This window comes from Photorhabdus thracensis, assembly GCF_001010285.1.
Classification (GTDB): Bacteria; Pseudomonadota; Gammaproteobacteria; order Enterobacterales; family Enterobacteriaceae; genus Photorhabdus; species Photorhabdus temperata.
This window is the reverse complement of record NZ_CP011104.1, coordinates 809,631-834,582: the sequence shown is the minus strand read 5'-3', so window position 1 is coordinate 834,582 and position 24,952 is coordinate 809,631. Positions and strand designations below refer to the sequence as shown.

The window sequence follows — 24,952 nt, the reverse complement described above, 5'->3', positions numbered from 1 at the left end:
ATGATCCCAATTTATCATAAATAAAAAATAATTGAAAATACGGTATAATAGAAGGCAAAAATAAACATAACCGATAAGGATTACGCGTTATATTCCTTCTGCATTGGTCAATTAGGCATTCAAGATAAGATTACTTCATGTTAATACGATAGACAGAGTAACCTAAGAATACAAGACGCTAATATAATAAGAATTTTTCGGGCACATAGCGATCAAAATTATTGACTCGACAGTACTCTTCTAATTGAAGACGGGAGTTAATGTTTATTTTATGATATATCCTGATCATATGGTTTTCAATTGCACTAGAGTTAAGATTCAATATTGTACCAATCTGCTTTCTTGTGTATTTCTGTAAAAAAAAGAAAATAATATCCCACTCACGTTCAGTAAAAAAATCTGTCGGAGGTTGGAACAGAATGGATGGGGGGAGTTTATCATAATATTGATACAGATAGGATAATGAATAGTCTTTGGCTTTCCATGCATGAAAAAGGAGCCCAATGCATTCATTTTTATCATCATATATTGGAAATTTTTCCAAAAAGTAAGATGACAGAATTTTTTCTTTCCCAAAAACATGAGTTTCAAGTGAGCATATTTTTTTATTTTTTTCCATCACTTTTTTATCATGTTCAATAAATTCTTTTGCAAACTCAGCGCCATCCCAAGGGAGTTCATCATCATAAAGCCCCTCAAAATCAAATGAGTCAGGGAAATTCTTAATAGAATTTAATGCTAAGTTACCGTAAATAAAACATGAAGAACTATCTTTTATTCCCCACGGTTCATTGCTTAATTCCATTGTATTGATAATCTGAGGCGATATCATATAGTTCTTCTTCATAAAAAGCCCGCTATAAAGGGTTAAATAAACATTCTGCTTTCTGGGTGCACAAATCTTTCTGGTACATAGAGATCAAAATCATTAAGGCGACAATATTCTTCCAATTGATAACAGGAGTTAACGCCGATCTTTTTGTATATCCGGAATATATGGGCTTCAACAGTGCGATAGGAAATATTCAATATCTTCCCGATTTGTTTACTGGTGTATTTATGTAAGGAGAGAAAAATAACATCCCATTCCCGTTGTGTAAATAAATCAGTTGGCGGCTGAAACATAATGGAGGCAGGAAGTTTTCCATGATACAGACGAGTCAATGAGAAATCCTGAGCTTTCCATACATGAATAAGGATCCCAATGCATTCATTTTTATCATCATAAATTGGAAATTTTTCCTGGAAATAAGATGACAGAATTTTTTCTTTCCCAAAAACATGAGTTTCAAGTGAACATATTCTTTTATTTTTTTCCATCACTTTTTTATCATGTGCAACAAATTCTTTTGCAAATTCAGCGCCATTCCAGGGGAGTTCATCATCATAAAGCCCCTCAAAATCAAATGAGTCTGAGAAATTCTTGAGAGACTTTAAGGCCAGATTACCATAAATGAAGCATGAATTTTTGTCTTTGATTCCCCATGGATCATTATTTATTCCCATAGTATTGACTATTTGCGATGAAATAGTTATCTGATTAGTGTCTTTCATAGTAAAATCCTATTGTACAGTTATGTTAGTGATAAATTTATAATCCCCTACTACCGATAGTAACAAACTTTTCAGGAACATAACGATCTAAGTTATTTTCTTTGCAGAAATCTTTCAATTCTATATGCCGTGGCAGATTAAATTTTTGGTAAATTGACTGAATATGGTTAATGGCGTCTTCTGTACTTAACATTAATTCTTTGCTGATGCCTTCTTCATCCAGTGAGCGCAAGGTCAAAAAGAGCACTTCCCACTCTGTTTGCGTCAGTATGTCATTAGGCGGTGTGAATTCCAGCGCCGCCGGAGAGGTTCTTTCATAGTAGTAAGCAGTAGAAAAATTTTGAACTTTGGACAGATGAAAAATGATACCGATGCAGTGACCATTTTCATCACAAAGTGGGTATTTATCACAGCGGTAGGTTTGCTTGATGTTATTTTTTCCAAACAGGTGAGTTTCAAGTGACGTAACTGTTTGCATAGTTTGAATAACTTTTTGATCTTGATGACAGAATTCTTCTTCATGTTCTGCGGTAGATGAGGGTAATTCTCCCGCTGAAAGCCCCGTAATATCGAAATCTTCAGGCAAGTTGAGCAATTGATAGAAAGCCGGATTAGCATAGATAAACCTTGATTGCAGATCTTTAGCTCCCCAAGGCTCATGACTTTTTTCCCACATATGAATTAATTGCGGATCGATATTATTCGGCTGATTGGCTTTCTTATTTGACATAGAAAATCCTTACTTAATTAAATAATATATTCTTTGAAGGAAAGATTAGGTCACAATAATTTATTCGTCAAAAAATACGATGATTTTATTCTATTTATAAAATAAAAGATGATATTGTTTCACAATGAAACTTCTTATTATGGTGACATATGGTTATATTTTCACATGTAAACTAATTTCATTGTCTATCCGATTGTTCATAAATAACACTTTTGCGCAAAATTTCACCGAGATTTTTTAATTATGCAATACCAATCCTGCCTGCTCGCATATATTATATGGGCATGGTAGGCTTACGTGTTCTGATAAGAACCATAAATGATTATTTATAGGTAGACAATATTGAATAAAAAAGAAGATGTAAAGCCAAAACCACTTTTTTTCTCAAATTTGCGAGAAACTACTCAATGACAGATTCATACGAAGAAAAAACCACTCAAAAAGGTAAAAAAAATAATAAGCCAGATCGCATGATCATTGACGATAGGGTCACCCATTTTGGTCAACGTTTACGTGAAGCTATGCAAAATGAATCCACCGCCAAATTTGCCCGGCGTTGTGGTCTGTCCGATAAAGCGATATGGAACTATTTGGACGGTTTAACTTACCCATCGATTGATAAAGTAGCTGCACTTGCACACGCCAGCAATACGTCAATAGAATGGTTAATTTTAGGGATCCTTGATGATAGAATCACTCATTTTGGTCGGCGTTTACGTGAAGCCATGCAAGATGAGCCCACCGCCACATTTGCCCGACGTTGTGGTCTGTCAGAAACAGCAATCTGGAGCTACTTAAACGGTTTAACTTACCCATCAATTGATAAAGTGGCTGCACTTGCACACGCCAGCAATACGTCAATTGAGTGGTTAATTCTAGGCTTAGACACATCGGGTTCAACTTCATACACAGATGCTAATAAATTCAAACAAAAATTAGACACGATGACTCCGGAAGATATAAAGTTATTATTGAGCAAAATTTTCGACGTGATATCAACATATAAGTAACATTGCACCAGGCACAAACTTTCTCTGTACTCAATCCCTCTTTAGGGGATTTTTAGGCGCTGAATAAATACCATTTCTAACAATCACCTTAAAAAAGGGCCTTGACATCCTCCCCTACCTGAAAGGAAGGGGCTTCCCGCGAAAAGCATGGTGAGATAACGACCGCGTCTTTCATCCAGCCCATCAAGGCGGGCCGCTAATCGTTGCAGACGCGATTGAGCCAGGTGGTAATTTTCCAGTTCAGAGACAGGTAACGCTGTAGCTTTACGTTGCTGTTGCCACTGTTTCTCCATCTCTCGCACCGTTTGGCTGGCCATAATGTTCGCAGTTGGTGTAATAGCTGCACCCCATACGTCAATCGCCATAACACAGGCAAGGTATCCAAACTTGCCAGTTGCGACCGGCTGGCTGCCAGCGTTTTCTCCTGCAACTGATTCAACAACACGGCATTGTCTGGGTGACGTAACTCGGCAAGTTGCGCTGGGAGCAAGGTCCGCGGCAAAGGCTGCGTGGTCACTTGCAATGTCTGCGCCAGCGGCGGCGCTTGTCGCATACCTTTCACCCACCAAACACTGGTCACTGCCAACGCACACAACGCGACACCCGCGACAAAACCGTGCCAGACTTTCCAACGGGGCACAGGTAAAACTCGGACCACGTTGACTTGGGGTTGTACACGGGCGGCAGTTTCACGCACCATATATATCCGTTAGGGCTGAGCAGGTTCCAGAGGCGTCAAAATAGCATTGTCCCCAAGTTGTGCTGAGGAAACAGAGACAGGCATCCCCCCCTTTTCCTGAGCCACTCTCTCTAAGCGCCGGGCATTGTTGTGAAGCTGCACACGGAGGCTATCGAGTTGGCTGACATGTTTCAGCTCCAGACGTTGCAACTCTTCACACAACTGTTCAAGGGTCTTTTCTGTACGGTAAATCAGCGGCAAATCGATGCAGGCGAAGACACAAGCCCGCAACGTTTGCTGCAACCGTGCAACCAGCCAGGCGAAAATTTTAACCCGCGCCTGTGTCGCTTGAGGCCAGAATTGCGACCATTGATGGGCCACTAACCCCTCAATCAGTGCCAATCCTTCATGAATACCCGCTAGTCCAGCCCGTTGCGCACGGGCCAGTGTATACCAGGCGGCACTTTGCAGTTCTACACCGTTGACCTGAAATAACGTCAAACAAAGCTGTTCAACTCTGGCCCAATCAACGTCAGGCCGTGCCGGATGGCTCAGTTTGCTCATTTCTGCTTTTAATGCACAGAATTCAGGTCGTGTACGGGGGTCACCCCCGGTATAAACAGTATTTTCAGTCATCACTTTCCTTATAGCCTCATCAAAGATTAATCTATCCGCCCTTGCTGGCGCAGATGGCGGATCAAGACTTTCCCTTCCGGGACAAATTCCGTGTCAAAATGCACCCGCCCCACCCCTTTCAGTTCGGCGTGGATGTGATAACGCAAATGCGCCGGTTCGATCTCCGGCAATAACGTGACACTGACCTGCTTCAGGCGGGGTTCATAGGTCAACAGCGTGTGTTCAATCGTCGAGATCAAACGCTGTGACGACGCGGGTAATCCTTGCAGGATAGTACTGAGATCAGGCAGGCCATAATCCGGCAGATGGGTCAGTGAACCCGCCCGGCAATTGAGGATACACTGCATATTGTCCAGTACCGATAAAATCACCTGGTTTTCTTCGCTGACCTGATGCAAATCCAAACCGCCGCTAAAGTTGCCGAAAAGGCATTCATGCAGAGAAGGCTTGTTGATTTTCTTTTTCATCAACTCACTCCTTTTCAGGCAATAGAGTCAAGCCACCGGCATTCAATTCAATCGTGCGGGGCTTATCCGGTAACAGCGCATTGCGCTTGATGAGGGTGCGCCAGGTCGCCCCGGTTAAATCGGGTCGTCTGAACAGCCCCACCACCGCAACATATTTCGCCTGTGCCGCCATCGGCATATTGAGAGCGGCATGTCCCCCCGGTTTGACCACCACCTCGCCGCTCGCCAGACAATCGGTGCCGAGTACACGGTCACCGTTCTCCAGCAAATCTGCGTAATCCGCTTTTTCCAGCGCGTTGTTATCCCGCAACTGATAAACCCGGACCAGCGCAGGGACAGACAGGGCAACATTTTCCCCGCTATCCGTGTTGACCGCTGCCCGGGGCGTAAAATCCAGCCGCAATGTTTTCACCTGTCGATGAAAAAGGGCATGTGTAACGGATACCGTGCCCTCCGTTACCGTCTGAGTCAGACCGCAGCCGGTCAACAGTAAGGTTATTGCCGCTATCATCGGCACGGCTTTATATAAAGGCATAGTTAACATCGTGTCCTCCTGTGTTTTGATGATTATTCGGCGGTAGCCCCTGATAATCCCCCAGATCCACCGTCATTTTGTCAGGTACCGCTCCCCGATTATCTTCAGCCTTCAGCCCTAACACCCCAGTCAGCCCCAGTTGAACCGGCTTCTCGCTGCCCAACACCGGCACCGGTAATATTCGGGTCTGAAGGGTCAATTGCAGCCGGGCCCGGTACCGCCAGCCCAGATAAACGCGCAACAACACGAATAAATCCGTCTGCAATTGCCCGCCCGGCAGCCAGCCCCGCGCTTCCTCCGGGCAATCCGTGTGCAACGCCAGCAATAACTGACTGTTGATATCCGTGCCGATCCTGCCTAGCACGGTACGTTGCGACAGGGAAATCGGCTGCGAGTCTGAAAAACCGGCCGGTTGCATCAGATGGATCTGCCGCGGGCAGGATGGCGTCACCACGACACGGGTCTGCGGCGCCAGCAACGTCACCAGCGCCGATACCCCTTCCGCCGTCCGGGTCGGCAGACGCATTACACTGAGCAACGCCAGAAAACGGGAGGCCGGCGTGGTAATCTGCTGCTGACTGCCCGGGATACCCAAGCCAATCAGCCCCAGTAAACACTGAGATGTTTGGTCGCTGCCCCCGGCGGCAAACGTCGCCGGGTAGGAGTATTTACGCCAGATACGGTAAAACTGAGTGAATATCCGGTGATTAAACATATCCAGAAAGGCTTCAACCGCGTCATGTCCTTCCCGGTGTTGGGCGATATCATTCAGGTAAGCGGTCGGCAACGGGGAATCCACGCCGTACAGCCCCATAAAGGTGGTTCTGGCCGTCGGTGGACGATCCGGATGACGACTGTCCGTTTCTATCGTTTTCAGTTCACTGATAGGGAACCCCATCCCCGGATGGGGCCGGAAACGTATCACGTCATCGGCGGGATTATCCGTACTGCCCAGGGGGTGCCGATCCGGGACCGTGCGCTCAATGGCCTGACAGAACTGATAGAAATTGAGCGTCGAAATATCGGCTTTCAGTACGGACATTAGCCGGGAATGCACTGACTGTGTTTCTCTTGCCATAACAAACGTTCCCCTGTGGGTTGTAAGATCAGCGTCAGCCGGTTAAACAAATGGATATCGGTGTACAAGGCAAAAAAGCGACTGAGCATCTCCCCGAACAGACAGATATCCCCGGCCCCTGAAAAGCCATTGCTGTCCAGCGTGACTTCGATATGCACCCCCCGTTGCAGGCATCCCTGCTCAAACCGTTCGATAAGCCCATGTTTCACCGCCACAATGGCTGCCAGACGGCGCGCGTTCATGTCATCGTCGGTCCAGTCGTACAGCGCCAGCGTACCGCGCAACACTTCCGGGTTATCCATCAAACTGAGGAAATGGGAGCCGAGATGACTGAGTACCCGCCAGTGAAAGCGATCCCGGTTTGGCGGATAACATGGCAATGTCGGTTCACACAGATTACGCACGGTCAGTCCCGCCAACGGGGGAGACACCGCCGTATCCAACAGCGTCTCCTGCAATGCCCGGCGAGGCAGTTGCCCATTAGTGCCGGTCATCGTGAGTGACAGATTTTCTTCTTCACGCGATCCCGCATTATTATCAACCGCCTCCCCGCCCAGAATCAGCCAGGTGTCGTACAAACCCGACGGCCCTCGTTTCACCCGGGTATGGTAGTAACGCTCCGGCGCGTCATGGCGCAGCATACCGCCTTTGTGGCGGAAACTACTGAAGGGCACATACGACTGGTGCTCACTGCGTTTTGAGGAGACCACCGCATCCACCGAATAAATCTCGGTATGCCCGTCCTGAAGGCGCATCGGGTGCAGCAAATACTCCGTTTTCAACGGCGACAGCGGCAACGGATCGGATTCCAGCGGAAACAGATTAATCACCGGGGCGCAATGCAAACGGATATGCTCCGCAGAAAACGGCCACTCACCAGGCCAGCTTTCACGCAGCACCACATCCAGCTCAAACCACGGCGTTCTGTCGGGGATCGTCAGCTTTTCCAGCCCACAAAGCGCAACAAACATGAATTTCTCGCGGAAGGTAAAATACTCCAGCAGCAGCTGATAACCACTGAACGCACTGTCCCCTTTCGGCCACAGCCTTTCCTCATCGCCAAATCCCCGCGGCGAGAATCCCCCGTCAAACGGCTGGCGGTCAGGCTGGTCGGGCAGGCGTAAATAAAGCTGTTGCGTCTGAAGGGTCAATGCCCGATGTAATGCACAGGCCAGCGGGCTGTCCGCACTCAGGTACAGTGGCAAACAACTCAAATCAATCTGGCGCCAGTCCACCAAAGTTCCGCACTCAAACCGCAAGCGAATGACAGAACGGCCATCCGGTTCAGCCTTAAGGGCGGCGTCAGTCAGCATCATAGGCAACAATTGAACCGCCTGGGTGGTGGTATAGCGACACCGGGTCTGTTGTGGGCCGATCGGTTGCGAAAGCACCTCAAAGCCCTTTTTCACCTGCACCGGATTTTTCAGCTGTTTCAACTGTGCCCAATCCGCGCCCAGTTCCACAATGGACAGTGAAGGGATCGTGCGCAGGTAATGCGGCCACAACAAACTGACCAGCCCTTCCGTCAACTCCGGCAAGTCATCATCCAGCTTCTCGCGCAGGCGGCCCATCAGAAAGGCAAAGCCTTCAAACAGACGCTCCACATAGGGGTCACGTGTGCCGACTCTATCCAGATTGAGCATGGCCGCCCGGTCAGGATAGGCTTTTGCAAACTCTCTGCCCGCTTCACGCAGGTAGCGCATTTCTGCCTCGTAGTAGCGCAGGATTAAATCATCCATCGGATTGTCCTCAAATAAAGGGTTCAGAATAAATACAGTGAAGAGGGTAAAACGGGTCGGACAGGGATAAGATTGCCCTGCCGTGTTCCAAGGGCAATCAGCTACACAGCACCGCCGCCCTGACCGGATCAATCGCCACCAATCCGGCCAGCAATGTTTCCCTGCGTTGTGCCGTCAGCGCTTTATCCTGCTCGCCCCGCTGCGCTTTCATCCGCAACAACTTAAGTTGCCGGGCTTTCACTTCAAACATCAGCGCCGGTTCCCAATCACTCAGACCCAACGGTTCGTCGGTGTCCAGCTCCGCAAGCAGATGCAACGCCATCTCATTTTTGCCGTACTGCTCTGCCACCCGCGCCATCAACAAGCGCTGGAGCCAGCGGGGACGCACCCCCATGATCCCCGGCAATTGCCCCAGCCAACGCAACGCAGCCTCAATACCTTCACTGTCCGCCAGTTGTAACGCCTCCGCTTCCAGCGCCAGAATGTCATTCTCACCCTGTGCCGGAGGGGCGTCCGGTAACCCGTGGTCCTGGGCCGCCATCACGTCCCGCGCTATCCACTGACCGGTCACCTCATCCGCAAACGGTGTTCCGTCGTTATAAGCCAAATTCTCCAGCCCCGGCAGGCGCCCAAGCAGGATGCTCAGATCCTGTTTCACAATATCCGCCCAACTTTCATCAGGATGGCCCAATTTGCTTAATGTCTGACAGAGATACCACTGTAAATCGAGCCAAAAGTGGTTAACCCCTTCCGCAAACATCCGGTCAACCTGCGCCAACAACTCACGCCAACTTTGTTGCCGGTAGAGCCGTTTCAACTGCGCCCGGTATTCAGTACGAGGCGGCACCAAACGGGTTAGTCCAGTGGTATCCTGTGGCGGTAACTGATGGACGGTATCCCAACGCAGACTTTTCATCAGGCGATGACTGGATAACCACCCTTGCGGTTGATCACGCAGATAACGCGCCAGTTCACGCGCCTGTTCCAGCAAATCACGCCCGGACTGCACGGGCCGCACGACGAGTGACGGCACGTCACCGTTCGCCGAATCGGTCTGTGCGATAGTTTGCGGCACCACAGCGTCAACACCGCCCGATTGGGCCAGACGTGTTTCCAGTGGTCCCGCCAGCCCGGCGAGGGTGGGACGAGCCGCCTCGTCCCAGTCGGCAAACACGTGTTCCAGTAACGCCAGCGCGGCCAGCACACGTTCAAAATCGGCGCGATTCACTTCCGGGTAGCGGGATAAACTGGCCTGAATTTTGCTCCCAGTCAGCCACACCAGCGCGGCCTGACGGCTGCCTGCCCGATGGGGTAGCAAGGTTTCGCCAAAACGGTCCGCCAGCGCGGCTAACAACGTCAACCCCTCAGCCAGACCGTTTTCACCCTCCTGATGCAGACGCGCCCAGACGTAATAGGTCACCACGCGAACATCTTTGCAGTGGGTCATCAGCAGTTTTTCCGCCAATTGACAGATAAGGGCCGTATCAATGCCACTGAGTTTATTGACCTCTTCGCGCATGCGCTGAAAATCATCGTGATGAACCGGATCCTCCCCGGTCGGCGCCTCCGCGCTAATGGGCAACAACCACGTCGTCCACCGTTCAGTCTGCTCTCGGGCGAGGGCCAACACATCACGCTCACCCAGACAGGTTGTTATCAATCGTTGCAACATGATCCCTCCGTCAGGTCATCGTCATCGACCGGTGAGATGACCTGGTCATCACCCGGTGTCGTGTCAAAAATCGCTTTCGGCAGCGTAAATCCCCGCAGTTTCAATAACGCCAGCGGCCCGCTGCCCATTTCCGTGCGTAATATCCAGGTCACCGGTAAACCGTCCGGCATCATCAATGTCAGCCGGTAACGGCTTTCATCCAGCTTTTCCGCCTTCGCCTGTTCCAGCCAGCGAATGAGCCCCCAGGTTCCCGGATAATCACCAAACAGCCGCGCCCCGGCATTGACGCTGGTCCAGGTCAGCATCACCCCCGGTTTATAGGTCTCCCCCGGCCAGCGAAAACGCTGCCAGCTTTCCATTTGGTTGAAGTAACGCAATTTCTGCCCGTCTATCGTCAGGTCGGTTTCCACCACATCCCGTGCAGCTCGCGCACGCAGTTCAAACCGCAGCCCCTGACTGCCGTCCGCAAACAGCACATCCGATAACTGACTGAGCTGATTTACCGCTTTCAGGAAACGCGGATTAACCTGCAACCCCTGACTGTTCACCCTGTCCGGCACCCAGCGGTTACCCTCTTTATGCAGCACCCCGCCTAACTGGCGCGTCAAAAACTGCTCAATGCGCCCGGTGTCCGGGCGGATAAACTGCCCCAACATCGGCAATGAAATGTCACTCTCCCCACCGGCAAACGGGTAACGACCGGCAAAGGCGGTATTCCAGTTAGCCACTATTGCCGTCCGCCACTGGGCATTCAGGCTGGCCGCAGACGGTTTCAGTATCCCCTGCCACGCCTGGTTTAATGGCTGCACGAACATCGTCTGACCAAAACCGCGCCATTGGTCACCCAAACTGGCGGCCATCAGATTGCCGTAGCCTTGCGTTTCGGTCAGGTCGGTGCTTTTGCCCTGAAACACCGTCTGGGCCAGCCTGCCCGCCATCTCCGAGGGGTCGTCACTGTTGTCCATCTGTTGCAGTTTCAGCCGCACCTGCGTGACTCGGGTCAGGAAGGTTTGCAGGTTGAGGTTGCTGTCCGCCGTGATTACATCCGATGCCTTATTTCTCCCCATCAGCGCCAGTAACGGACCGAAGGTGCGGTCCATCGGCCCGCTCAGTTCGGGGGCTTGCGGGTTAATCACCGGCACCGCCGTTTTATTCAGCAACGTCTTCGTGGATTTCACCAGTGACGCCGATAGTGTCGGGCCTTGCTGGCCGGTCTGCCCCTGATACGCTACGGTGTTCATTAACGCTATCAGCGGGGACTGACGCCCGTCCGCCATCAGGGTTAACTGGTCTGTCACTTCGGACAGATTACGCGCTTTATTCCAGCGCAGACTGTTGAGAAAATCCTGCCAGGCCCCGGCGAAATCAGTAAAGTAACGGGCGGTCAGGCGGGCTTTCAGCTCTGCCGGTGACACCGCAGCCGGGACGGCCTGACGGTTATCACTCAGTACCCAGTCAATCGCTTCCTTACGAGAGGCCACCGCGTTATCCATCGCTTTCTGTATCTGCCCTTCCCACGCCTGACGGGTAAACATCCCCGGCACCACCCGCGTGGTGGTAAACAGCTGCTCCGCCTCGGTGTCGCCGGTCATCTGCCTTAAGGTCAGGTCGGCATAATCCTGCTCCACCGATTGCAGCATCTGCTGGTAGAGCGTGGCTTCTGCATTGTGCTGCCCCATCTGCGCCAGCAATATCCGGCGCACCTGACTGACCAACGCCGTGTCCGGCGTAATCCGCCATTCAGGATGGGCGGGCAGATTTTCTGCATAAAAATCCCACAAATCCGACGCGGCACTCAGCCAGACGCCGGGGGCAATACCGGCCCGATCCGGTTCGTTTTCACTGAGGACGCGGGTTAAAAACGCGGCATCCGCTTTTTGTGGGTACGCCATCATCAGATAGGCTTTGAGTTGGTTGTGCGCGGCTTTCGCCCGGAAGGCTCGTTGCGGGCTGCCCGGCGGCAAATTCACCAGGGCGCTCAATTTTTGGTGCAGTATCGCCGCGGCTTTATCCCGTATCAGGCGGTTATTTATCTGGGTGTAGTACGGCAGCACCGCCGTCAATAACGGCTGATTTTGATTCAGCCCGAAACGCTGATACCAGGGCGCACCGTGTTCGGCCCGATATTGTAACCGGCCCATTTCATCGCGCAGAGCCTTAAACGCCATCAACTGGGCGTCGGACGCCTCAGGACGGGCTTGCAAATCAGTCACCGCCGCGTTGACTGCCATTATCTGGTCGCGGTTGGTGAAAAAGGAGAGCACACTGCCTGCTCCCCATAATAAGGCCAGGGCCATCAGGCCGTTATAAACGTTGCGCCGCTGGATCCATCCGACCCGTCTGCCATGCCAGTGCAGACTGTCATCTAATACCCCCTGCCAGGCAGCATCGGGCAACCAGCTTTGCGGTCCTGCATCCGGGGTCGCTTCCAACGGCAGACTGAACATCAGGCCACGCAGCGACACGACCTGAGCGTACTCCGCCAGCCACGGCGTCAATACCTTGCGCCAGTGGTCAATGCCTTTTTTCTCCAGCGTGGAGGCTAGCCGATACAAAAAATCATGGGCATTCTTGGGCAACAGTTGCTGCATCCCCCGCTTGCGTATCGGGTCAATCAACTGTTGCAGCTGGGTTTCCACAATCTCGGGGGTACAGCGTTCAGGAAAAAAGCCCCCCACTGCCTGAGTCACCCGTCCTTCTTGTGACCAGATACTGTGGCACACCTGCCACAAATAGACAGGTGCCTGCCAGCGTAACTGTTGGGCCTGTTTCTGCAACATCCGCAGGGCTTTATCCATCCAGCCCGGTTGGGCGCTTTGTTGTTCGGTCAGCGCCCAGACGATACCGTTGAGCGGACGGAAACGGCGCAAGCGACGCAGGGCCGCCAGTTGCGCGGCATCGGGTTCAGTTTGCAAACTGCCGCCCCACAGCAGGAGCGTACGATGGCCCTCCTGCCAGTGTTGGGTGGTCAGCCCCGGCGCGATGGCTTCCACCTGTTCAGGTTCGCCCACCAACAACAAGATACGGACTTTATACCACCAGAACATCCCGTAACGACGGTACAGGCGATCGCCTAAATCACCATAATTATACGGTTTGCTGACGGGAAAAAGTGGCCGGGTATCCGGCTTCGTGTCAGTCACTTTGTTTTTGACAAACAACGTAACCGTGATAAAACCCAGCATACTCACCACCACCATGAGCACCCAGGCTATTCCACAAACCCGTAACAAATGATTGAACGTCTCGGTATCCGTGGTTTGGTGTTCTCCCCAAAACCACCATCCCAGGCCAACTAACGAAACCAACAGGGTAATGGTTCCCACCAGTAAGATGAGTGTATTCACCACTGAAACAGGTTGTAATTTATTCTCTTGCAGTGCCATAAGATTTCACTATTCCAAACGCTAAAGCATGTTGAGGATCACGGGCTAACCACCCACAGGGCTGGCCGGTATTTTCCGCCGAGATAGCCGCCAGTGTTTGCACCACGACCGCTTCCATCCCGCCAATATTGCCCCAATTGAGATCCTGCACATGTTGAGTGACATTCCAGCCGGTCTCTTCCAGTGAGGAAACCTCCGGCTGGGAAAACAGAAAACAGGGTTCCGGTGGCTGGGTGATATCCGCCTGCATCAGCGCCCGGGCCGCCACATCCATAACCTGTTCATCCTCTTGAGTCTGAAAATATTCACCGCGGGTCAACGCCACTTTGCCGGTTTTTTTCAGCAACCAAATAAAAGCCGCTTCACCCGCCGGCAAGGCTGACTCCGCCTCACTGACCACACACTGGCAACCTGCGCACAAAATAGTCGCCTGACTGCCTGTTGTCGCATTCAGCAGGTCAATCATCTCATCCAGGGTGTCAATACCGCGCCAGTATTGCGGCTGTTCAGGTAACACCACATCAGGAAACCGCACCGCCATCTGGGCGGCAAACCCCTGCCAGACAGCGGCAGAGCCCAGCCAGTAACAGTGCAGCGGCGTACACTTCAAGGATTCCTGATGCTGGCTTCGCCACTGATTCACCGCCATTTTCGCCAATTGGATTTCCCGTTGCTCACTATCCGAGACAAAAGAACGCAACAGGCGAACTGCCGGACCGGTTTTTTCCCTGAGGGGCTCCGGGCGACAATGGGACTGATTAATCACACTCAGCCACACATCAGGCGTGATCCCCAGCGGCCCGACCAACACCCAGTCCGCCAGCGCCATCTGCTGACGATGTTTGCGCCACCAACGTTGCTGCACCCACTCAACCTGTTGCTGATAAATCCAGGCGTTATGCCGGGCAAAACGGTAAAACAGCCAGCGGAATAGCAGACATAACAGCCATAACGCCGCCAGTCCGGGGATCATGGCGTACAAGGCTGAAGCGTCATCGATTTCAGGTCTTATCAGCGCGACGAGGTTACTGACCAGCAATACCCCTCCGGCGCCTGCTGCCAACCAGCGTTTAAAACGGGGAGGTGAAGCCTGCCGATAAGGTGGAAAAAGGGGACGGGTTTTCATGACGCCACCTGATAATCGGGAAAAGAGCTGACTAACGTACAACCACATTCACAACGATGACCGTGTAATGCCACTGGCTGACCCTCTATCAGGCAGGATGCACTCCCCTGAGCAATGGTGGTCATGCCATGCCGGTTACACTTAACCGGATCACCCTTGCAGGCTATCGGTTGACCAAAACACAGATAGTGGCCCGACAATACTTTGCCGCCGTATTCGCGCAGGCTATCGCCCTGACGGATAACATTTTTCATTTCTCCGGCTCCCCTCGCGGAGTCAGTTCCAGCGTCTTTCCTGCCCAACGCGCTTTGAGATTCTCTTTGCCGATTTGCAATCGCCGCGCTTCGATAAACTGTCTCTGCTGACCGGTCACCTCGCCCACATGATGGGTGAACGCTTTCGTCTGCTCTGCATCCGGTAACATGGGGATCAGTTCCCGGGTGGATAAATCGTGGGCGCTCACGTCCAGCTGAGTAAAATGAACTTCGTCGATGGCATCCGCCACCATGTTGCCGACTTTTTTCCGTTTGAAGATAAACAAGGCACTGCCAACCGGTGACGCGGCCCCCACCACATTGCCGCCCACCGTCAAAAGCGACAGGGGTTTATTACACATTTTGCCGAAGTAAATCACCCGGTAACGGAAATAACCGCCCTCCGGCTCGCGCGTATCCAACGTAGAGTACATAAACCAGGCGCGGGAATCATGCACTTGATTGTCATACAGGTCGACCAGCAATGACTCCGGTGATTCTGGTTGACCGGTTTTTCCCGCCGGGACTGACCGAAAAAGCCGTTTGACCAACACCTCTCCCGCCGCTTTCATTTGCTGATATTCCTTATCCTCATCATCACTGTTCAACAGATAAAGGGCATTGCCCAGAATGTCATCAACAACAAATTGCTTCACACTGTGTATTTCACGCCGTTCTCCCCGGTAGTCACGGCTAAATTCCGCAGCTGCTTCCCGCAACTGATTCTGCGCAGTTTCCGGGTCAAAATCCGGCACTCCTGGGGCTAACACTGGGGGCTCTCCCCGTCCACCGCTAGAAGCGAAAGCCGTCCGCTGGGCTTTCCGTTGCTTTAACACCGCCTGCTGTTTTTCTTCCTGCGCCTGCTGACTTTGCTCATAGTGGGCTTTTTTCGCATCACGGTTAGGAGCTTCATGAAAAAACGGCGTACTGAGCAGTGTACCGCCTGCGTAACGGTTGATACGCCAGGCCGTCAGCCAGTCCAGCTGGTTTTTCATGGCCTGCTCCAGCGCCACAGCTGATCGTACCGGTTCAAAGCGGGCAGCTTCCTCTTCCGACAAGGGTTGTTTGGGCATCTCCAGGCCCAGGGTGACTTCACGCCAGGCGTTGAAGCGGTTGACAAGTTGTGAATCAATATTAAATTCGGCTACGAGTTCAAATGGCATTACACGCCACGTATCTTTAGATAAATCTTTAGGTAGAGATTCAGTTGGTACTTTCAATGGTGCTCCAACTTCAAACGCTGCCGCATACATTTCATGTAATGAGATTTGTGAGAGTAATAGATTGTCACGTTCTCCTATAGATTTACCCTGCTCTCCCGGTGGATAACCGCCCCCTAAATCAGAATGCACTCCGGGATAAATCACCTCAGTACTGCCTGTCGGGTAGGTACCATCTGAACGGCGAATGGAATCCATCGGGAAACTCAGTCGCTGTTCATGGGTCGAGACCAGATGCACACAGCGTTTCACCAACCCGCCGTAAGTCTCCTCCGATGGCAGCTCCTGCGTACCATCTGCCCAGGCCATATGGCCTTCAACGACAGGAACCACATGGCTCACCCCGACCGACGCCACCGTGTCAAACAGCCCGAGAAACTCCACACTGATGGGCAAGTTACACTCCGGGTCGGTTTCGTTTTTCGCTTGCAGACACTGCGACGGCTTCGAGTTATCCTCTTTGGGGGGCGGCAACAGTTCAGCCAGCCAGCTAACAAAGGCCCGTGCCTCTGCTGCCCCACGGGAGAAACCATACACATACAACTTCATCCCCAGCAGTTTGGATTTGCCCCGTCCCGGCTGGCTGCGGGCTATGACTAGCTCACGTTTTAAGCCAGAAAATTGCTTATAAAACTCGCCATAACGGTTATGCGCGCCCCCCAAGCCCAGCGTGTGCCATGTCGTGGCCATCGCCTCAAGGGATTTTTGACAAGCAGTATCATCAATTTTGTCGTTTGCTAATACGCGTTTTAATACATCAATCAACCGCAGCAACGCCCAGTTGATCCGGTCTTCACCCCGGTCAGCAGCAGCCAGTCCTAAAGTGGTGTAATCCAGATCATTAATTTCCGGGAAGGGGGTGCCCACACCGGGAATATAATACTTAAAGTACTTTCCACCAGTGCTGTCGATATCATCCAGCAACGGCTTACCTGACGCGCCACCCACATAACCAGCCCCAATCGTCGCCTGGAAAAGACGGGCAATATTGGTTGGGTGGTTAGGAACAGCCTGATAAAGGTCGTTATATAAATTATTGCCGGTCCCGTCAAAAAACAGGCTGACATGCAGGGTCTTACAACAGGGCGGCGCCACTCGACGATCCGCAGCCAGACAGAGCTCCTGATGGTAAGCTCTCTCTTGACTAATTTGTTGGCGGCAATTTTGCCTAATCAGGTAATCCCGAGCGGGCAACCGTCCCTGAGCAGGAAAAGGGGCGGGCAACCAGACAGCATCGTTATGATTTATTTCGGACATACTTTGGGCTCCTTCATTTTTAAAGGTTCTTTTATCGGATAATTGGGACTGTTATAGGTGTTGCAGGAGGTGGTGACTTTGACTTGATCACAGGGTAAGAAGTGCACCGTAATGCCACAAGTGCGCTGCCCGGTATAATCGGGCACCGGTACTACCCGACTATGTTGGCGTGTATAAGCATTCATTTTTTTTTCCCAAGCCAAATATTTATCTCTATCAGCGAACCCTGGGAATCCTTCCGAACCTCCTGCTCCAGTTTCCCAATCCACCCGGACCGTCATACCCGGTTTCCATTTCGCTGGCACGCTATAGCAACAGCCTCCTCCTCCGCCCTGATACGGTCCGATAATATCGATACCTGGCGAACCATCCACACTGAACCGATTAATTGCCCACTTGGTATGGTTAATCGCCTCAATGGTTCCCGCCTGCGCCGGAAACTGGCTACAAGCAGCCAGTAACAGACACAAAACCGCCAGCCTAAGCTGTTGTTTTTTCATCTTCGACTCCTTCACATGGGGGATAATCTGGACTTGAGATGCCTGTATGCATTACTTCGGACATACTTTGGGCTCCTTCATTTTTAAAGGTTCTTTAATTGGATAATTGGGACTGTTATAGGTGTTGCAGGAGGTGGTGACTTTGACTTGATCACAGGGTAAAAAATGCACCGTAATACCACAGGTGCGCTGCCCGGTATAATCGGGTACCGGTACTACTTGGCTATGTTGGCGCTTCTGGGCATCAATTTTGTTTTTCCATGCATAATATTTTTCTCTATCCGCAAAACCGGGAAAACCATCCATTTCCCCTACACCTGTCTCCCAATCCACCCGAACAGTCATCCCTGGTTGCCATTTATCTGGGGTCCGATAGCAACACCCCCCCCCTCCGCCCTGGTACGGTCCGATAATATCGATACCTGGCGAACCATCCACACTGAACCGATTAATTGCCCACTTGGTATGGTTAATCGCCTCAATGGTTCCCGCCTGTGCCGGAAACTGGCTACAGACAGCCAATAACAGACACAAAACCGTCAGCCTAAGCTGTTGTTTTTTCATCTTCGACTCCTTCACTGGGGGATAATCTGGATTTGAGATGCCTGAGCACGAATGATTCTCTGTCATCATCCAGTAAAACGTGGGTGTTTGATGCCTCTACCATCAGGGCATAGCAGCTATTGAACCGTTGTTCACCGGTGACTTCTGGGTATTCATCCGCATTGAGTTGCTGTGCAAGAAGATACGCATCAGAGACGCATAAGAGGTGTTCAAATTGCTCATCCGTCAGATCGATTTTTTCAATAGTTTCATTTGCTGGCCCTGAGTCGCCCGCCCCTAAAACAAATTGAGGAACACCGTCATGATCAAGCCAGCTCCAGAACAACGCGGGCCGGAGTAATTGCTGTTGCTGCTCCTCATCCAACACATGAGAAAACAGCACAGGAAAAATACGCGGATCAAAAAAGCGTAAAATACCCGCCTGTCCCGCGTATGCGGCATTCGTACATTGAATTAAATACCGAGACAACAGGTCAAATGACCATGACGAACATAAAATCAGCAGCAAGGGTTCTTCCCTTAAGCGCAGGATAATTTCCTGCATCCATTGCCGCTGGTCGGAGTGTGTTAAATCAATCCGGATCAATACCGGCGCATCCACCACCACCATCTCTTCGGGCAATCCCTGAAACAGCGAGCACCATTTGATTTCAGGCGAAAAACTCTTCAACGCCGGGATCAGCGAGAACTCGCCCCCGGACTGATCCACAATGATATCGAGGCAATGCATGCCGACATCCTTTGCTGATGCCTCAAGTACGGCAATCCAGTCGGCTATTTGATCATCATTCATCGGTTATTTCCTCAAAACAAACCCTTGCGCCATCTCCTGCGCTTTTTTCAGACACTCTTTGCACACGGATTCAGGCAGATCAGGTAAGGGAAAATCCTGTTTCGCCGGGGCGTCCATTTTGTGCTGCCCTTTCAGGCTTAACAGGCCCGGCCCGTGAATTTCAATTTCACCCGCCGGAGACAGACGGATATACGCACCGCCACACGCCAATGTCAGGCCGTTTTTGGCGGTAATCTGTACATGGCCCTGGGTTGAATTGACCGTGACATCCTTTAATGCGGTGATACCCAGAACATCACCATGTGACTCCAGAGCAAACGGCCCTTTTCCCGACACCATACGCATCCCTTCGCTTTGCGCTAACAGGGAGATAGCTTTTGTCGCATTCACCCCAATTCGGCAGGCACTGGCGATATGTACTTCGCCCGCACTTTGGGCATAGAGCGCCTGACCACTTTGCACCATTACGGTCTGTGGGCTGACAATCCCTACCCCCTCCGGCGCACTGAGCAGCATGGCCGCCATTTTCAGTTGATCCACGCCCTGTAAATAGGTTTTCAGGCTCTCGGTATCCGGCTGATAATTCAGGTGGGTTTGAGTTACCGTTCCCCATTCCATTACCTGGTTGACGGCACCTTTGACCAGACTGATGGCCGAGTTCATCGCCAGTACTTCCCCGTTGGCATTGGCCTGTTTATCCGCACTGATAAACAACCCCTTACCGGCCCGGATCGCGCCCCAGTCATCAGTGCGCAATTCAAAACCTTCGCCCCGTTTATCCGGGTGCGGTTTCTGACTGTCCACCAGATACCCCAGGTTAAGCTGGCTCTTACCGCCGTATTCGGTACTCAGTTTGATGTGCTCCCGACCGCGTTCGTCATCCATCCGCAGTTTGTTATTCGCCGGGGTACGCAGGACATTGCGTTTGTAGTTAAACAAGGTGACGTGATCCGGGTGTTTTGAGTCGTGCAGCGCATGAGCGATATAGGGCCGATCCGGGTCGCCCCCTTCAAACGCGATCGCCACCTCGGTACCATCAAGCAACGGCCAGTGAAAACCGTAGGTGTCGCCCGCATAGGGACGAGCCAGACGTACCCACAGGCTTTCTCCCCCCTTCGGCCATTCCGCCCGGTCAAAATCAAACGCCACCCGGTACAACCCGTCTTTATCAATATCCCCGTACGGGTCGTTCACGACCGTGCTGCTCACCCTGGCGGGCAAGGTGCCCGCTATCCGGGGTTTGGGGATCAATTCAGGTCGAAAACAGATGTTTTCCGCGTAGGGAATAGCGGTGAATGCCATTTCAAAACTGCGATCCCGGCGCGCACTGCTGCGAATAGCGGTGATCACCGCCCCTTTACGGAAGGCTTCCGGGGCCTCCCCCCTGACTTTCAACTCCTGGCCCGGCAACAGCGTCGCAGATGTCGTCAATCCCCGCAGTTGAGTCTGTCGATTCAGGTAACGTTCATGTTGCAGCCGGGAGTAAAACACCCCGCTTTCCACTGCCGGATCCAGGTCGTAACGGTTGCCTAACACCCGGTAGTTGTTATCCCGATAATGGTACGCTTCGCCATACAGGGTCTCATCGCCCCGCGTCACATCCACTTCAGCATCCATACCGTATTGCGGCAACGCGTCACGGTAGTCATAATCCCGGGTCACCACCTTCCCTTCCACCACCTGATGCGCCGTTTCCATGCCCCACACCACATCTTCCTCCCCGCCGTGCATCCCTGACGGATTGCGGGCCGGCATATAGACATTTAACTGGTAGTAACGCTGATCGTCGTAAAACTCCACCACCTCAATTTTCAGCCGGTCGTCCGCGGTCAGTTTGTACCAGATCCCCACTTCCGCCAGCAGGCGTTGCACAAAACGCAAGTCATCTTCGTCGTATTGCATCACCTGCTCCCGCTTCGGGCAGGGGTACGCCAGGGTGAATAAGAAATCCTGGCCGCGAAAACCGTGACGTTCACGCAGGATTTTTTCCACGATTTCCGGTACCGACATCTTTTGATAAATGGCGGACTGGCGGCTTCTCGACAACAGGGCCAACCGCGGCTCCAGGATCACTTCATAATGGCTTTCATCCCGCGAGGTGGACAGCAGCTTAAATTCGCTGATCACCCCGTAGATTGTGCGCAGCGGTGCCGGCGGTATCACCGGCATTCCCCGTATTCCCGGATTAATCGCGGGCGACGTCAGGGTAAACGCGGCGTCCCGCATCAGCATCTGCGCCGGTTTGATATCTTTCACCGGGCTGGTGAATTCAATGACGTAACGAAAAGGCCGGCTTAAGGCTTCCTGCCCGCTAAACGCCACCACATCCAGCGGCGCGGTATTTTTCCACACTTTCAGTTTGTAGCGGCTGTGATCAAAGATGATCGCCGGGGTTGCGTTGTTCATGACGGGCTCTCCGTTTTTTCTGTTTCAGTAAATAGCAGGGTGATCTCGCCGGTTTCATCGGCGCCCAATATCACCCCGGCCGGTTTAGGGTGATGGGCCAGACGTTCCAGCAGTGCCTGTGATAACACCGGCAAAATTTGCTGGTTAAGCAGGCTGTCGATATTGCGGGCGCCGCTGTCCGGCAGCAGGCAGGCGCTGACCAGCGTGTCACAGAGGGCGCTTTCAACAACACAGGTCAGGCCATAATGGGTATTGAGTCGCCGGGTCACCTGCCCCAGTTTGATGTCGACAATACGTCTGAGTGCTTCAGCCGGTAACGGGCGGTAAATCACGGTTTGAAAGCGGGCCAATAGGGCGGGCTGGAAGTGATCCCGCAGCACAGGATGTAACAACTCATGCAGCACCGCATTCGGGGCGTCAGGCTGTTGCGCCAATAGCGCCATCAATTGATCACTGCCCAGATTCGACGTCATGACCATCACGGTATGGCGGAAATCGATCTCACGCCCTTCACCATCACGCATAAAACCGCGATCAAATACCTGGTAGAACAGATTCAGCACGTCCCGGTGGGCTTTTTCCACTTCATCCAGCAGTACCACGCTGTAAGGACGTTGACGAACCGCTTCCGTCAGTATTCCGCCCTGACCATATCCGACATAACCCGGTGGTGAACCTTTCAGTTGGGAAACCGTGTGCGGTTCCTGATATTCCGACAGGTTGAGGGTGATCAGTGAACGCGCCCCGCCAAATAAGCTATCCGCTAAGGCCAGCGCCGTTTCGGTTTTCCCTACCCCACTCGGTCCAACCAGCAGGAAAACCCCCAGTGGCCCCTGTTCTGGCGTCAGACCGGTTTTGGCCGCACGTAAACGTTGGGCGATTGCCCACAGCGCGGCCTCCTGACCTATCACCCGTTCGCCCAAACGCTGTTCTAAGTGGAGCAGGCCGGTTTGTTCGTCTTTTAATACGCTGCTTAACGGGACGCCCGTCCAGTCGGCAATCACTGTTGCCACGGTACGCACATCCACATCCGGCGATAGCAATGGCTGCCCCTGTTGCAGGGTTTCCAGTCGCTGTTGTAACGCGGCCAGTTCATCCTGCCGGCTGCTGTCCTGTCGGATCGCCAGTAACTGCTGCGTGAGCTGTTTTTCCTGTTGATACTGCTCATTCCGCTGTTGCTGTTGCCGGCACAGTGCATTGCGCAGCACATCAATCTGCGCCAGACGGTCAGCGTGATGAGCCTGCCCTAACGTCATATCTTCCCGTATCGCCTGTTGCTCCATCTCAAGTGCGGTCAATTGGGTCTGGAGTTGCGTCAACGCCTCCGGTACGGTGTCCAAACTCATCCGCACCCGCGCACCGGCGGTATCGAGCAGATCCACCGCTTTATCCGGAAGCTGGCGCCCGGTCAGGTAACGGCGGGATAAGGTGACAGCGGCTTTGACCGCCGCTTCCTGAATGTGGATGCCATGATGACGGGCATAACGCGTTTTCAGTCCGCGCAGCATCAGGCAAGCCGTCTCATCGTCCGGTTCATCCACTTTCACCGGCTGGAAACGGCGCGCCAGTGCCGCATCCCGTTCAAAATAGCGTTTGTATTCCGACCAGGTGGTGGCGGCAATGGTGCGTAATTCGCCCCGTGCCAGAGCCGGTTTTAGCAGGTTAGCCGCATCGGCGCCGCCCGCCTGATTACCCGTTCCAATCAGCGTGTGAGCTTCATCAATAAACAACACAATGGGGAGGGGGGACTGTTGTACCGCTTCAATCACGTTTTTCAGTCGTTGCTCAAATTCGCCTTTCACCCCCGCGCCCGCCTGCAATAAGCCCAGATCCAGCCCCCGGATACTGATGGTTTTCAAGCTGTTGGGGACATGGCCTTCAGCAATGCGCAATGCTAACCCTTCCACCAACGCGGTTTTTCCTACGCCCGGCTCTCCCACCAGGATCGGGTTGTTTTTACGCCGGCGCGATAAGATGTCGATCATCTGGCGAATTTCATTATCACGGCCAAAGACCGGATCAATGCCGCCTTCAGCGGCGCGGGCGGTAATATCCAGCGTGAATTTATCCAACACGTTTTGCAAAGCCGATGATAACGCGTGAGGATTGAGTACGGGGTTATTTGCGGCGGTCTCCGCCCGGTCAACAGCCGATCCTGCCTCAGTCAAACGCGCTGTCACCTGTTTCTCCGGACACTCGTCTGAGTGGCGATCCAACAACGGGCGCAGACGTTGCAATTGTGTCACGCTCAAGCTCAGTAACGGACAGGCATCATGCGCATACAACCAGTCCGGCTGACCGCGCAGTGCCTGCAAAAGATGCACCGAGCGAATAAATTCATTGCCCGTGTCCTGAGAAGCCACTTCCCAGGCGACCTGTAATAAACGCCACAGGCGGTCTGACAACAGCGGGCGTTGATGATTGATGTTGCGTGGCAGGCGATCCAGCGCAGCCAGGAGTGCCTGCCACAACGTGTTCATATCCCACTGGTAATGCCGGGCAATGACGGTAATATCGCCTTCCCCCATTTCAAGCAGCTTGAGCAACCAATGCTCCACGGTAATTTCACTTTGTGCCCGTGTCCGGCAAAGTACAGCCGCGGCATCCAGCGCCTGTACGCAATAGGGATTTAACCGGCGAAGTAAAATAGCTGACGGATTTTCCATGACAGTTTTCTCCATCCTGTTCCTCTGTTGCTTCGGCTACGCTACCGCCCATAGCCGTATACCGAGGCCCATAAGGTCATGATTTGTTTTGTTTTTTAGGGTTTTTATAGCGGGGCCTATGGTGCCCGCTATCATGTAAAAAAAGGAAAAAATGGCAGACGGGTTAACCCCGTCCGCCCTTCACGTTACGCGGTCGAACGTTCACTCCAGGCATCGGAGTGAATGATGTTGCCGTCCTGGTAAGTCCAGGTGATTTTTTCGTAGCGGAACTCAACATGTTCCAGATGGTTGTGCTTCTCTTTGGCCGGATCTTTGATGTCATGCATCAACGGTGCCACTTTCACCACCTTCACGTTGTCCAGTTTGGTGATGAAATAGACTTTCTCCTGACCGGCGTCATCAATTTGGTACCACTTGATTTCAGCCGATTTTAGAGTCTGACCGGAGGTGACCGCTTTATACAAATACGGGGTTGATGCATCGACTTCTTTGGTGAACACCAGTGGGGCATGCACTCGGGTCCCGGTCAGCTTACCGGTGTTGTTGTCCGTCGGGATATGCAATGCATGTTCCAACGCCACAATTTCGATACTGCCTTCCCGGCCCTGAACATCGACAGAGCCTTTGATGTCGGCACCGCCGTCATCTTTCAACCATAAATAAGCGGGGATCGCCATAAG

The 24,952-nt window shown here is 52.3% G+C and carries 22 protein-coding genes; 1 reads left to right on the top strand and 21 read right to left on the bottom strand.

What is annotated here, in order from left to right; all coding sequences use genetic code 11:
• Nucleotides 1-178 precede the first annotated feature (178 nt).
• From VY86_RS03445 to VY86_RS03435, 3 genes are read right to left on the bottom strand one after another with little or no spacing between them, the layout of a single operon-like run.
• On the bottom strand, nucleotides 179-847 hold the full coding sequence (locus VY86_RS03445) for a LuxR C-terminal-related transcriptional regulator (RefSeq protein WP_046973931.1): 669 nt from the start codon (nucleotides 845-847) through the stop codon (nucleotides 179-181).
• A 20-nt stretch (nucleotides 848-867) separates the two neighbouring features.
• Nucleotides 868-1,554, bottom strand: a complete 687-nt coding sequence (locus VY86_RS03440; protein ID WP_046973930.1) for a helix-turn-helix transcriptional regulator — start codon at nucleotides 1,552-1,554, stop codon at nucleotides 868-870.
• Nucleotides 1,555-1,591: 37 nt separating this feature from the next.
• Nucleotides 1,592-2,284 carry a PAS domain-containing protein gene (locus tag VY86_RS03435; protein ID WP_046973929.1) on the bottom strand — a complete coding sequence of 231 codons (693 nt, stop codon included), beginning with the start codon at nucleotides 2,282-2,284 and terminating at the stop codon, nucleotides 1,592-1,594.
• Nucleotides 2,285-2,691: 407 nt separating this feature from the next.
• Between VY86_RS03435 and VY86_RS22485 the strand changes: the two genes are divergently transcribed.
• A complete protein-coding gene (locus VY86_RS22485) occupies nucleotides 2,692-3,294 on the top strand; it encodes a helix-turn-helix domain-containing protein (RefSeq protein WP_052760769.1) in 603 nt (200 codons plus the stop codon).
• 83 nt (nucleotides 3,295-3,377) lie between these two features.
• Here the strand turns inward: VY86_RS22485 and VY86_RS25600 are convergent, their stop codons facing one another.
• The 18 genes from VY86_RS25600 to VY86_RS03350 form a co-directional block, all read right to left on the bottom strand.
• Nucleotides 3,378-3,587, bottom strand: coding sequence for a VasL domain-containing protein (locus tag VY86_RS25600; protein ID WP_238591564.1), 210 nt, complete (start codon nucleotides 3,585-3,587; stop codon nucleotides 3,378-3,380).
• Nucleotides 3,491-3,994 carry a VasL domain-containing protein gene (locus tag VY86_RS25595; RefSeq protein WP_052760768.1) on the bottom strand — a complete coding sequence of 168 codons (504 nt, stop codon included), beginning with the start codon at nucleotides 3,992-3,994 and terminating at the stop codon, nucleotides 3,491-3,493. The genes VY86_RS25600 and VY86_RS25595 overlap by 97 nt, the downstream gene beginning before the upstream one ends.
• Nucleotides 3,995-4,003: 9 nt before the next feature.
• Complete coding sequence (locus tag VY86_RS25590; RefSeq protein WP_052760767.1) at nucleotides 4,004-4,609, bottom strand: type VI secretion system ImpA family N-terminal domain-containing protein; 606 nt, start codon at nucleotides 4,607-4,609, stop codon at nucleotides 4,004-4,006.
• 26 nt (nucleotides 4,610-4,635) lie between these two features.
• A complete protein-coding gene (gene tssE / locus VY86_RS03420) occupies nucleotides 4,636-5,076 on the bottom strand; it encodes a type VI secretion system baseplate subunit TssE (RefSeq protein WP_046973928.1) in 441 nt (146 codons plus the stop codon).
• A gap of 4 nt (nucleotides 5,077-5,080) precedes the next feature.
• On the bottom strand, nucleotides 5,081-5,620 hold the full coding sequence (tssJ, locus tag VY86_RS03415) for a type VI secretion system lipoprotein TssJ (RefSeq protein ID WP_046973927.1): 540 nt from the start codon (nucleotides 5,618-5,620) through the stop codon (nucleotides 5,081-5,083).
• Nucleotides 5,598-6,689: a type VI secretion system baseplate subunit TssG gene (gene tssG / locus VY86_RS03410; RefSeq protein WP_046973926.1), complete on the bottom strand. Its 1,092-nt coding sequence runs from the start codon at nucleotides 6,687-6,689 to the stop codon at nucleotides 5,598-5,600. Before tssG ends, tssJ begins: the two co-directional genes overlap by 23 nt.
• Nucleotides 6,653-8,428 (bottom strand): type VI secretion system baseplate subunit TssF, encoded by a 1,776-nt coding sequence (tssF, locus tag VY86_RS03405; RefSeq protein WP_046973925.1) that lies wholly within the window; start codon nucleotides 8,426-8,428, stop codon nucleotides 6,653-6,655. Before tssF ends, tssG begins: the two co-directional genes overlap by 37 nt.
• A 97-nt stretch (nucleotides 8,429-8,525) precedes the next feature.
• Entirely contained in the window at nucleotides 8,526-10,100 is a 1,575-nt protein-coding gene (tssA, locus tag VY86_RS03400; RefSeq protein WP_046973924.1) for a type VI secretion system protein TssA, read from the bottom strand.
• Entirely contained in the window at nucleotides 10,085-13,486 is a 3,402-nt protein-coding gene (locus VY86_RS03395) for an ImcF-related family protein (RefSeq protein ID WP_082111166.1), read from the bottom strand. The genes tssA and VY86_RS03395 overlap by 16 nt, the downstream gene beginning before the upstream one ends.
• Entirely contained in the window at nucleotides 13,467-14,612 is a 1,146-nt protein-coding gene (locus VY86_RS03390) for a hypothetical protein (protein ID WP_046973923.1), read from the bottom strand. The genes VY86_RS03395 and VY86_RS03390 overlap by 20 nt, the downstream gene beginning before the upstream one ends.
• On the bottom strand, nucleotides 14,609-14,866 hold the full coding sequence (locus tag VY86_RS03385) for a PAAR domain-containing protein (RefSeq protein ID WP_046973922.1): 258 nt from the start codon (nucleotides 14,864-14,866) through the stop codon (nucleotides 14,609-14,611). The genes VY86_RS03390 and VY86_RS03385 overlap by 4 nt, the downstream gene beginning before the upstream one ends.
• Nucleotides 14,863-17,343: a T6SS phospholipase effector Tle1-like catalytic domain-containing protein gene (locus VY86_RS03380; protein ID WP_046973921.1), complete on the bottom strand. Its 2,481-nt coding sequence runs from the start codon at nucleotides 17,341-17,343 to the stop codon at nucleotides 14,863-14,865. The genes VY86_RS03385 and VY86_RS03380 overlap by 4 nt, the downstream gene beginning before the upstream one ends.
• Nucleotides 17,331-17,843 carry a Tli1a family immunity protein gene (locus tag VY86_RS03375; protein WP_046973920.1) on the bottom strand — a complete coding sequence of 171 codons (513 nt, stop codon included), beginning with the start codon at nucleotides 17,841-17,843 and terminating at the stop codon, nucleotides 17,331-17,333. The genes VY86_RS03380 and VY86_RS03375 overlap by 13 nt, the downstream gene beginning before the upstream one ends.
• Before the next feature lie 51 nt (nucleotides 17,844-17,894).
• Complete coding sequence (locus VY86_RS03370; protein WP_046973461.1) at nucleotides 17,895-18,407, bottom strand: Tli1a family immunity protein; 513 nt, start codon at nucleotides 18,405-18,407, stop codon at nucleotides 17,895-17,897.
• Nucleotides 18,388-19,200: a toxin Tle1 chaperone Tla1 gene (locus VY86_RS03365; protein WP_046973919.1), complete on the bottom strand. Its 813-nt coding sequence runs from the start codon at nucleotides 19,198-19,200 to the stop codon at nucleotides 18,388-18,390. The genes VY86_RS03370 and VY86_RS03365 overlap by 20 nt, the downstream gene beginning before the upstream one ends.
• Before the next feature lie 3 nt (nucleotides 19,201-19,203).
• Nucleotides 19,204-21,606 (bottom strand): type VI secretion system Vgr family protein, encoded by a 2,403-nt coding sequence (locus tag VY86_RS03360; RefSeq protein WP_046973463.1) that lies wholly within the window; start codon nucleotides 21,604-21,606, stop codon nucleotides 19,204-19,206.
• Nucleotides 21,603-24,272, bottom strand: a complete 2,670-nt coding sequence (gene tssH, locus VY86_RS03355; protein ID WP_046976617.1) for a type VI secretion system ATPase TssH — start codon at nucleotides 24,270-24,272, stop codon at nucleotides 21,603-21,605. The genes VY86_RS03360 and tssH overlap by 4 nt, the downstream gene beginning before the upstream one ends.
• A gap of 185 nt (nucleotides 24,273-24,457) precedes the next feature.
• Nucleotides 24,458-24,949 carry an Hcp family type VI secretion system effector gene (locus VY86_RS03350; protein ID WP_046973464.1) on the bottom strand — a complete coding sequence of 164 codons (492 nt, stop codon included), beginning with the start codon at nucleotides 24,947-24,949 and terminating at the stop codon, nucleotides 24,458-24,460.
• Between the last annotated feature and the right edge of the window lie 3 nt (nucleotides 24,950-24,952).

What these genes read in the sequence shown, in the direction of transcription:
- VY86_RS03445 (WP_046973931.1), bottom strand. Translation starts at nt 847, where the DNA reads ATGAAGAAGAACTATATGATATCGCCTCAGATTATCAATACAATGGAA.
- VY86_RS03440 (WP_046973930.1), bottom strand. Translation starts at nt 1,554, where the DNA reads ATGAAAGACACTAATCAGATAACTATTTCATCGCAAATAGTCAATACT.
- VY86_RS03435 (WP_046973929.1), bottom strand. Translation starts at nt 2,284, where the DNA reads ATGTCAAATAAGAAAGCCAATCAGCCGAATAATATCGATCCGCAATTA.
- VY86_RS22485 (WP_052760769.1), top strand. Translation starts at nt 2,692, where the DNA reads ATGACAGATTCATACGAAGAAAAAACCACTCAAAAAGGTAAAAAAAAT.
- VY86_RS25600 (WP_238591564.1), bottom strand. Translation starts at nt 3,587, where the DNA reads ATGGAGAAACAGTGGCAACAGCAACGTAAAGCTACAGCGTTACCTGTC.
- VY86_RS25595 (WP_052760768.1), bottom strand. Translation starts at nt 3,994, where the DNA reads ATGGTGCGTGAAACTGCCGCCCGTGTACAACCCCAAGTCAACGTGGTC.
- VY86_RS25590 (WP_052760767.1), bottom strand. Translation starts at nt 4,609, where the DNA reads ATGACTGAAAATACTGTTTATACCGGGGGTGACCCCCGTACACGACCT.
- tssE (WP_046973928.1), bottom strand. Translation starts at nt 5,076, where the DNA reads ATGAAAAAGAAAATCAACAAGCCTTCTCTGCATGAATGCCTTTTCGGC.
- tssJ (WP_046973927.1), bottom strand. Translation starts at nt 5,620, where the DNA reads ATGTTAACTATGCCTTTATATAAAGCCGTGCCGATGATAGCGGCAATA.
- tssG (WP_046973926.1), bottom strand. Translation starts at nt 6,689, where the DNA reads ATGGCAAGAGAAACACAGTCAGTGCATTCCCGGCTAATGTCCGTACTG.
- tssF (WP_046973925.1), bottom strand. Translation starts at nt 8,428, where the DNA reads ATGGATGATTTAATCCTGCGCTACTACGAGGCAGAAATGCGCTACCTG.
- tssA (WP_046973924.1), bottom strand. Translation starts at nt 10,100, where the DNA reads ATGTTGCAACGATTGATAACAACCTGTCTGGGTGAGCGTGATGTGTTG.
- VY86_RS03395 (WP_082111166.1), bottom strand. Translation starts at nt 13,486, where the DNA reads ATGGCACTGCAAGAGAATAAATTACAACCTGTTTCAGTGGTGAATACA.
- VY86_RS03390 (WP_046973923.1), bottom strand. Translation starts at nt 14,612, where the DNA reads ATGAAAACCCGTCCCCTTTTTCCACCTTATCGGCAGGCTTCACCTCCC.
- VY86_RS03385 (WP_046973922.1), bottom strand. Translation starts at nt 14,866, where the DNA reads ATGAAAAATGTTATCCGTCAGGGCGATAGCCTGCGCGAATACGGCGGC.
- VY86_RS03380 (WP_046973921.1), bottom strand. Translation starts at nt 17,343, where the DNA reads ATGTCCGAAATAAATCATAACGATGCTGTCTGGTTGCCCGCCCCTTTT.
- VY86_RS03375 (WP_046973920.1), bottom strand. Translation starts at nt 17,843, where the DNA reads ATGAAAAAACAACAGCTTAGGCTGGCGGTTTTGTGTCTGTTACTGGCT.
- VY86_RS03370 (WP_046973461.1), bottom strand. Translation starts at nt 18,407, where the DNA reads ATGAAAAAACAACAGCTTAGGCTGACGGTTTTGTGTCTGTTATTGGCT.
- VY86_RS03365 (WP_046973919.1), bottom strand. Translation starts at nt 19,200, where the DNA reads ATGAATGATGATCAAATAGCCGACTGGATTGCCGTACTTGAGGCATCA.
- VY86_RS03360 (WP_046973463.1), bottom strand. Translation starts at nt 21,606, where the DNA reads ATGAACAACGCAACCCCGGCGATCATCTTTGATCACAGCCGCTACAAA.
- tssH (WP_046976617.1), bottom strand. Translation starts at nt 24,272, where the DNA reads ATGGAAAATCCGTCAGCTATTTTACTTCGCCGGTTAAATCCCTATTGC.
- VY86_RS03350 (WP_046973464.1), bottom strand. Translation starts at nt 24,949, where the DNA reads ATGGCGATCCCCGCTTATTTATGGTTGAAAGATGACGGCGGTGCCGAC.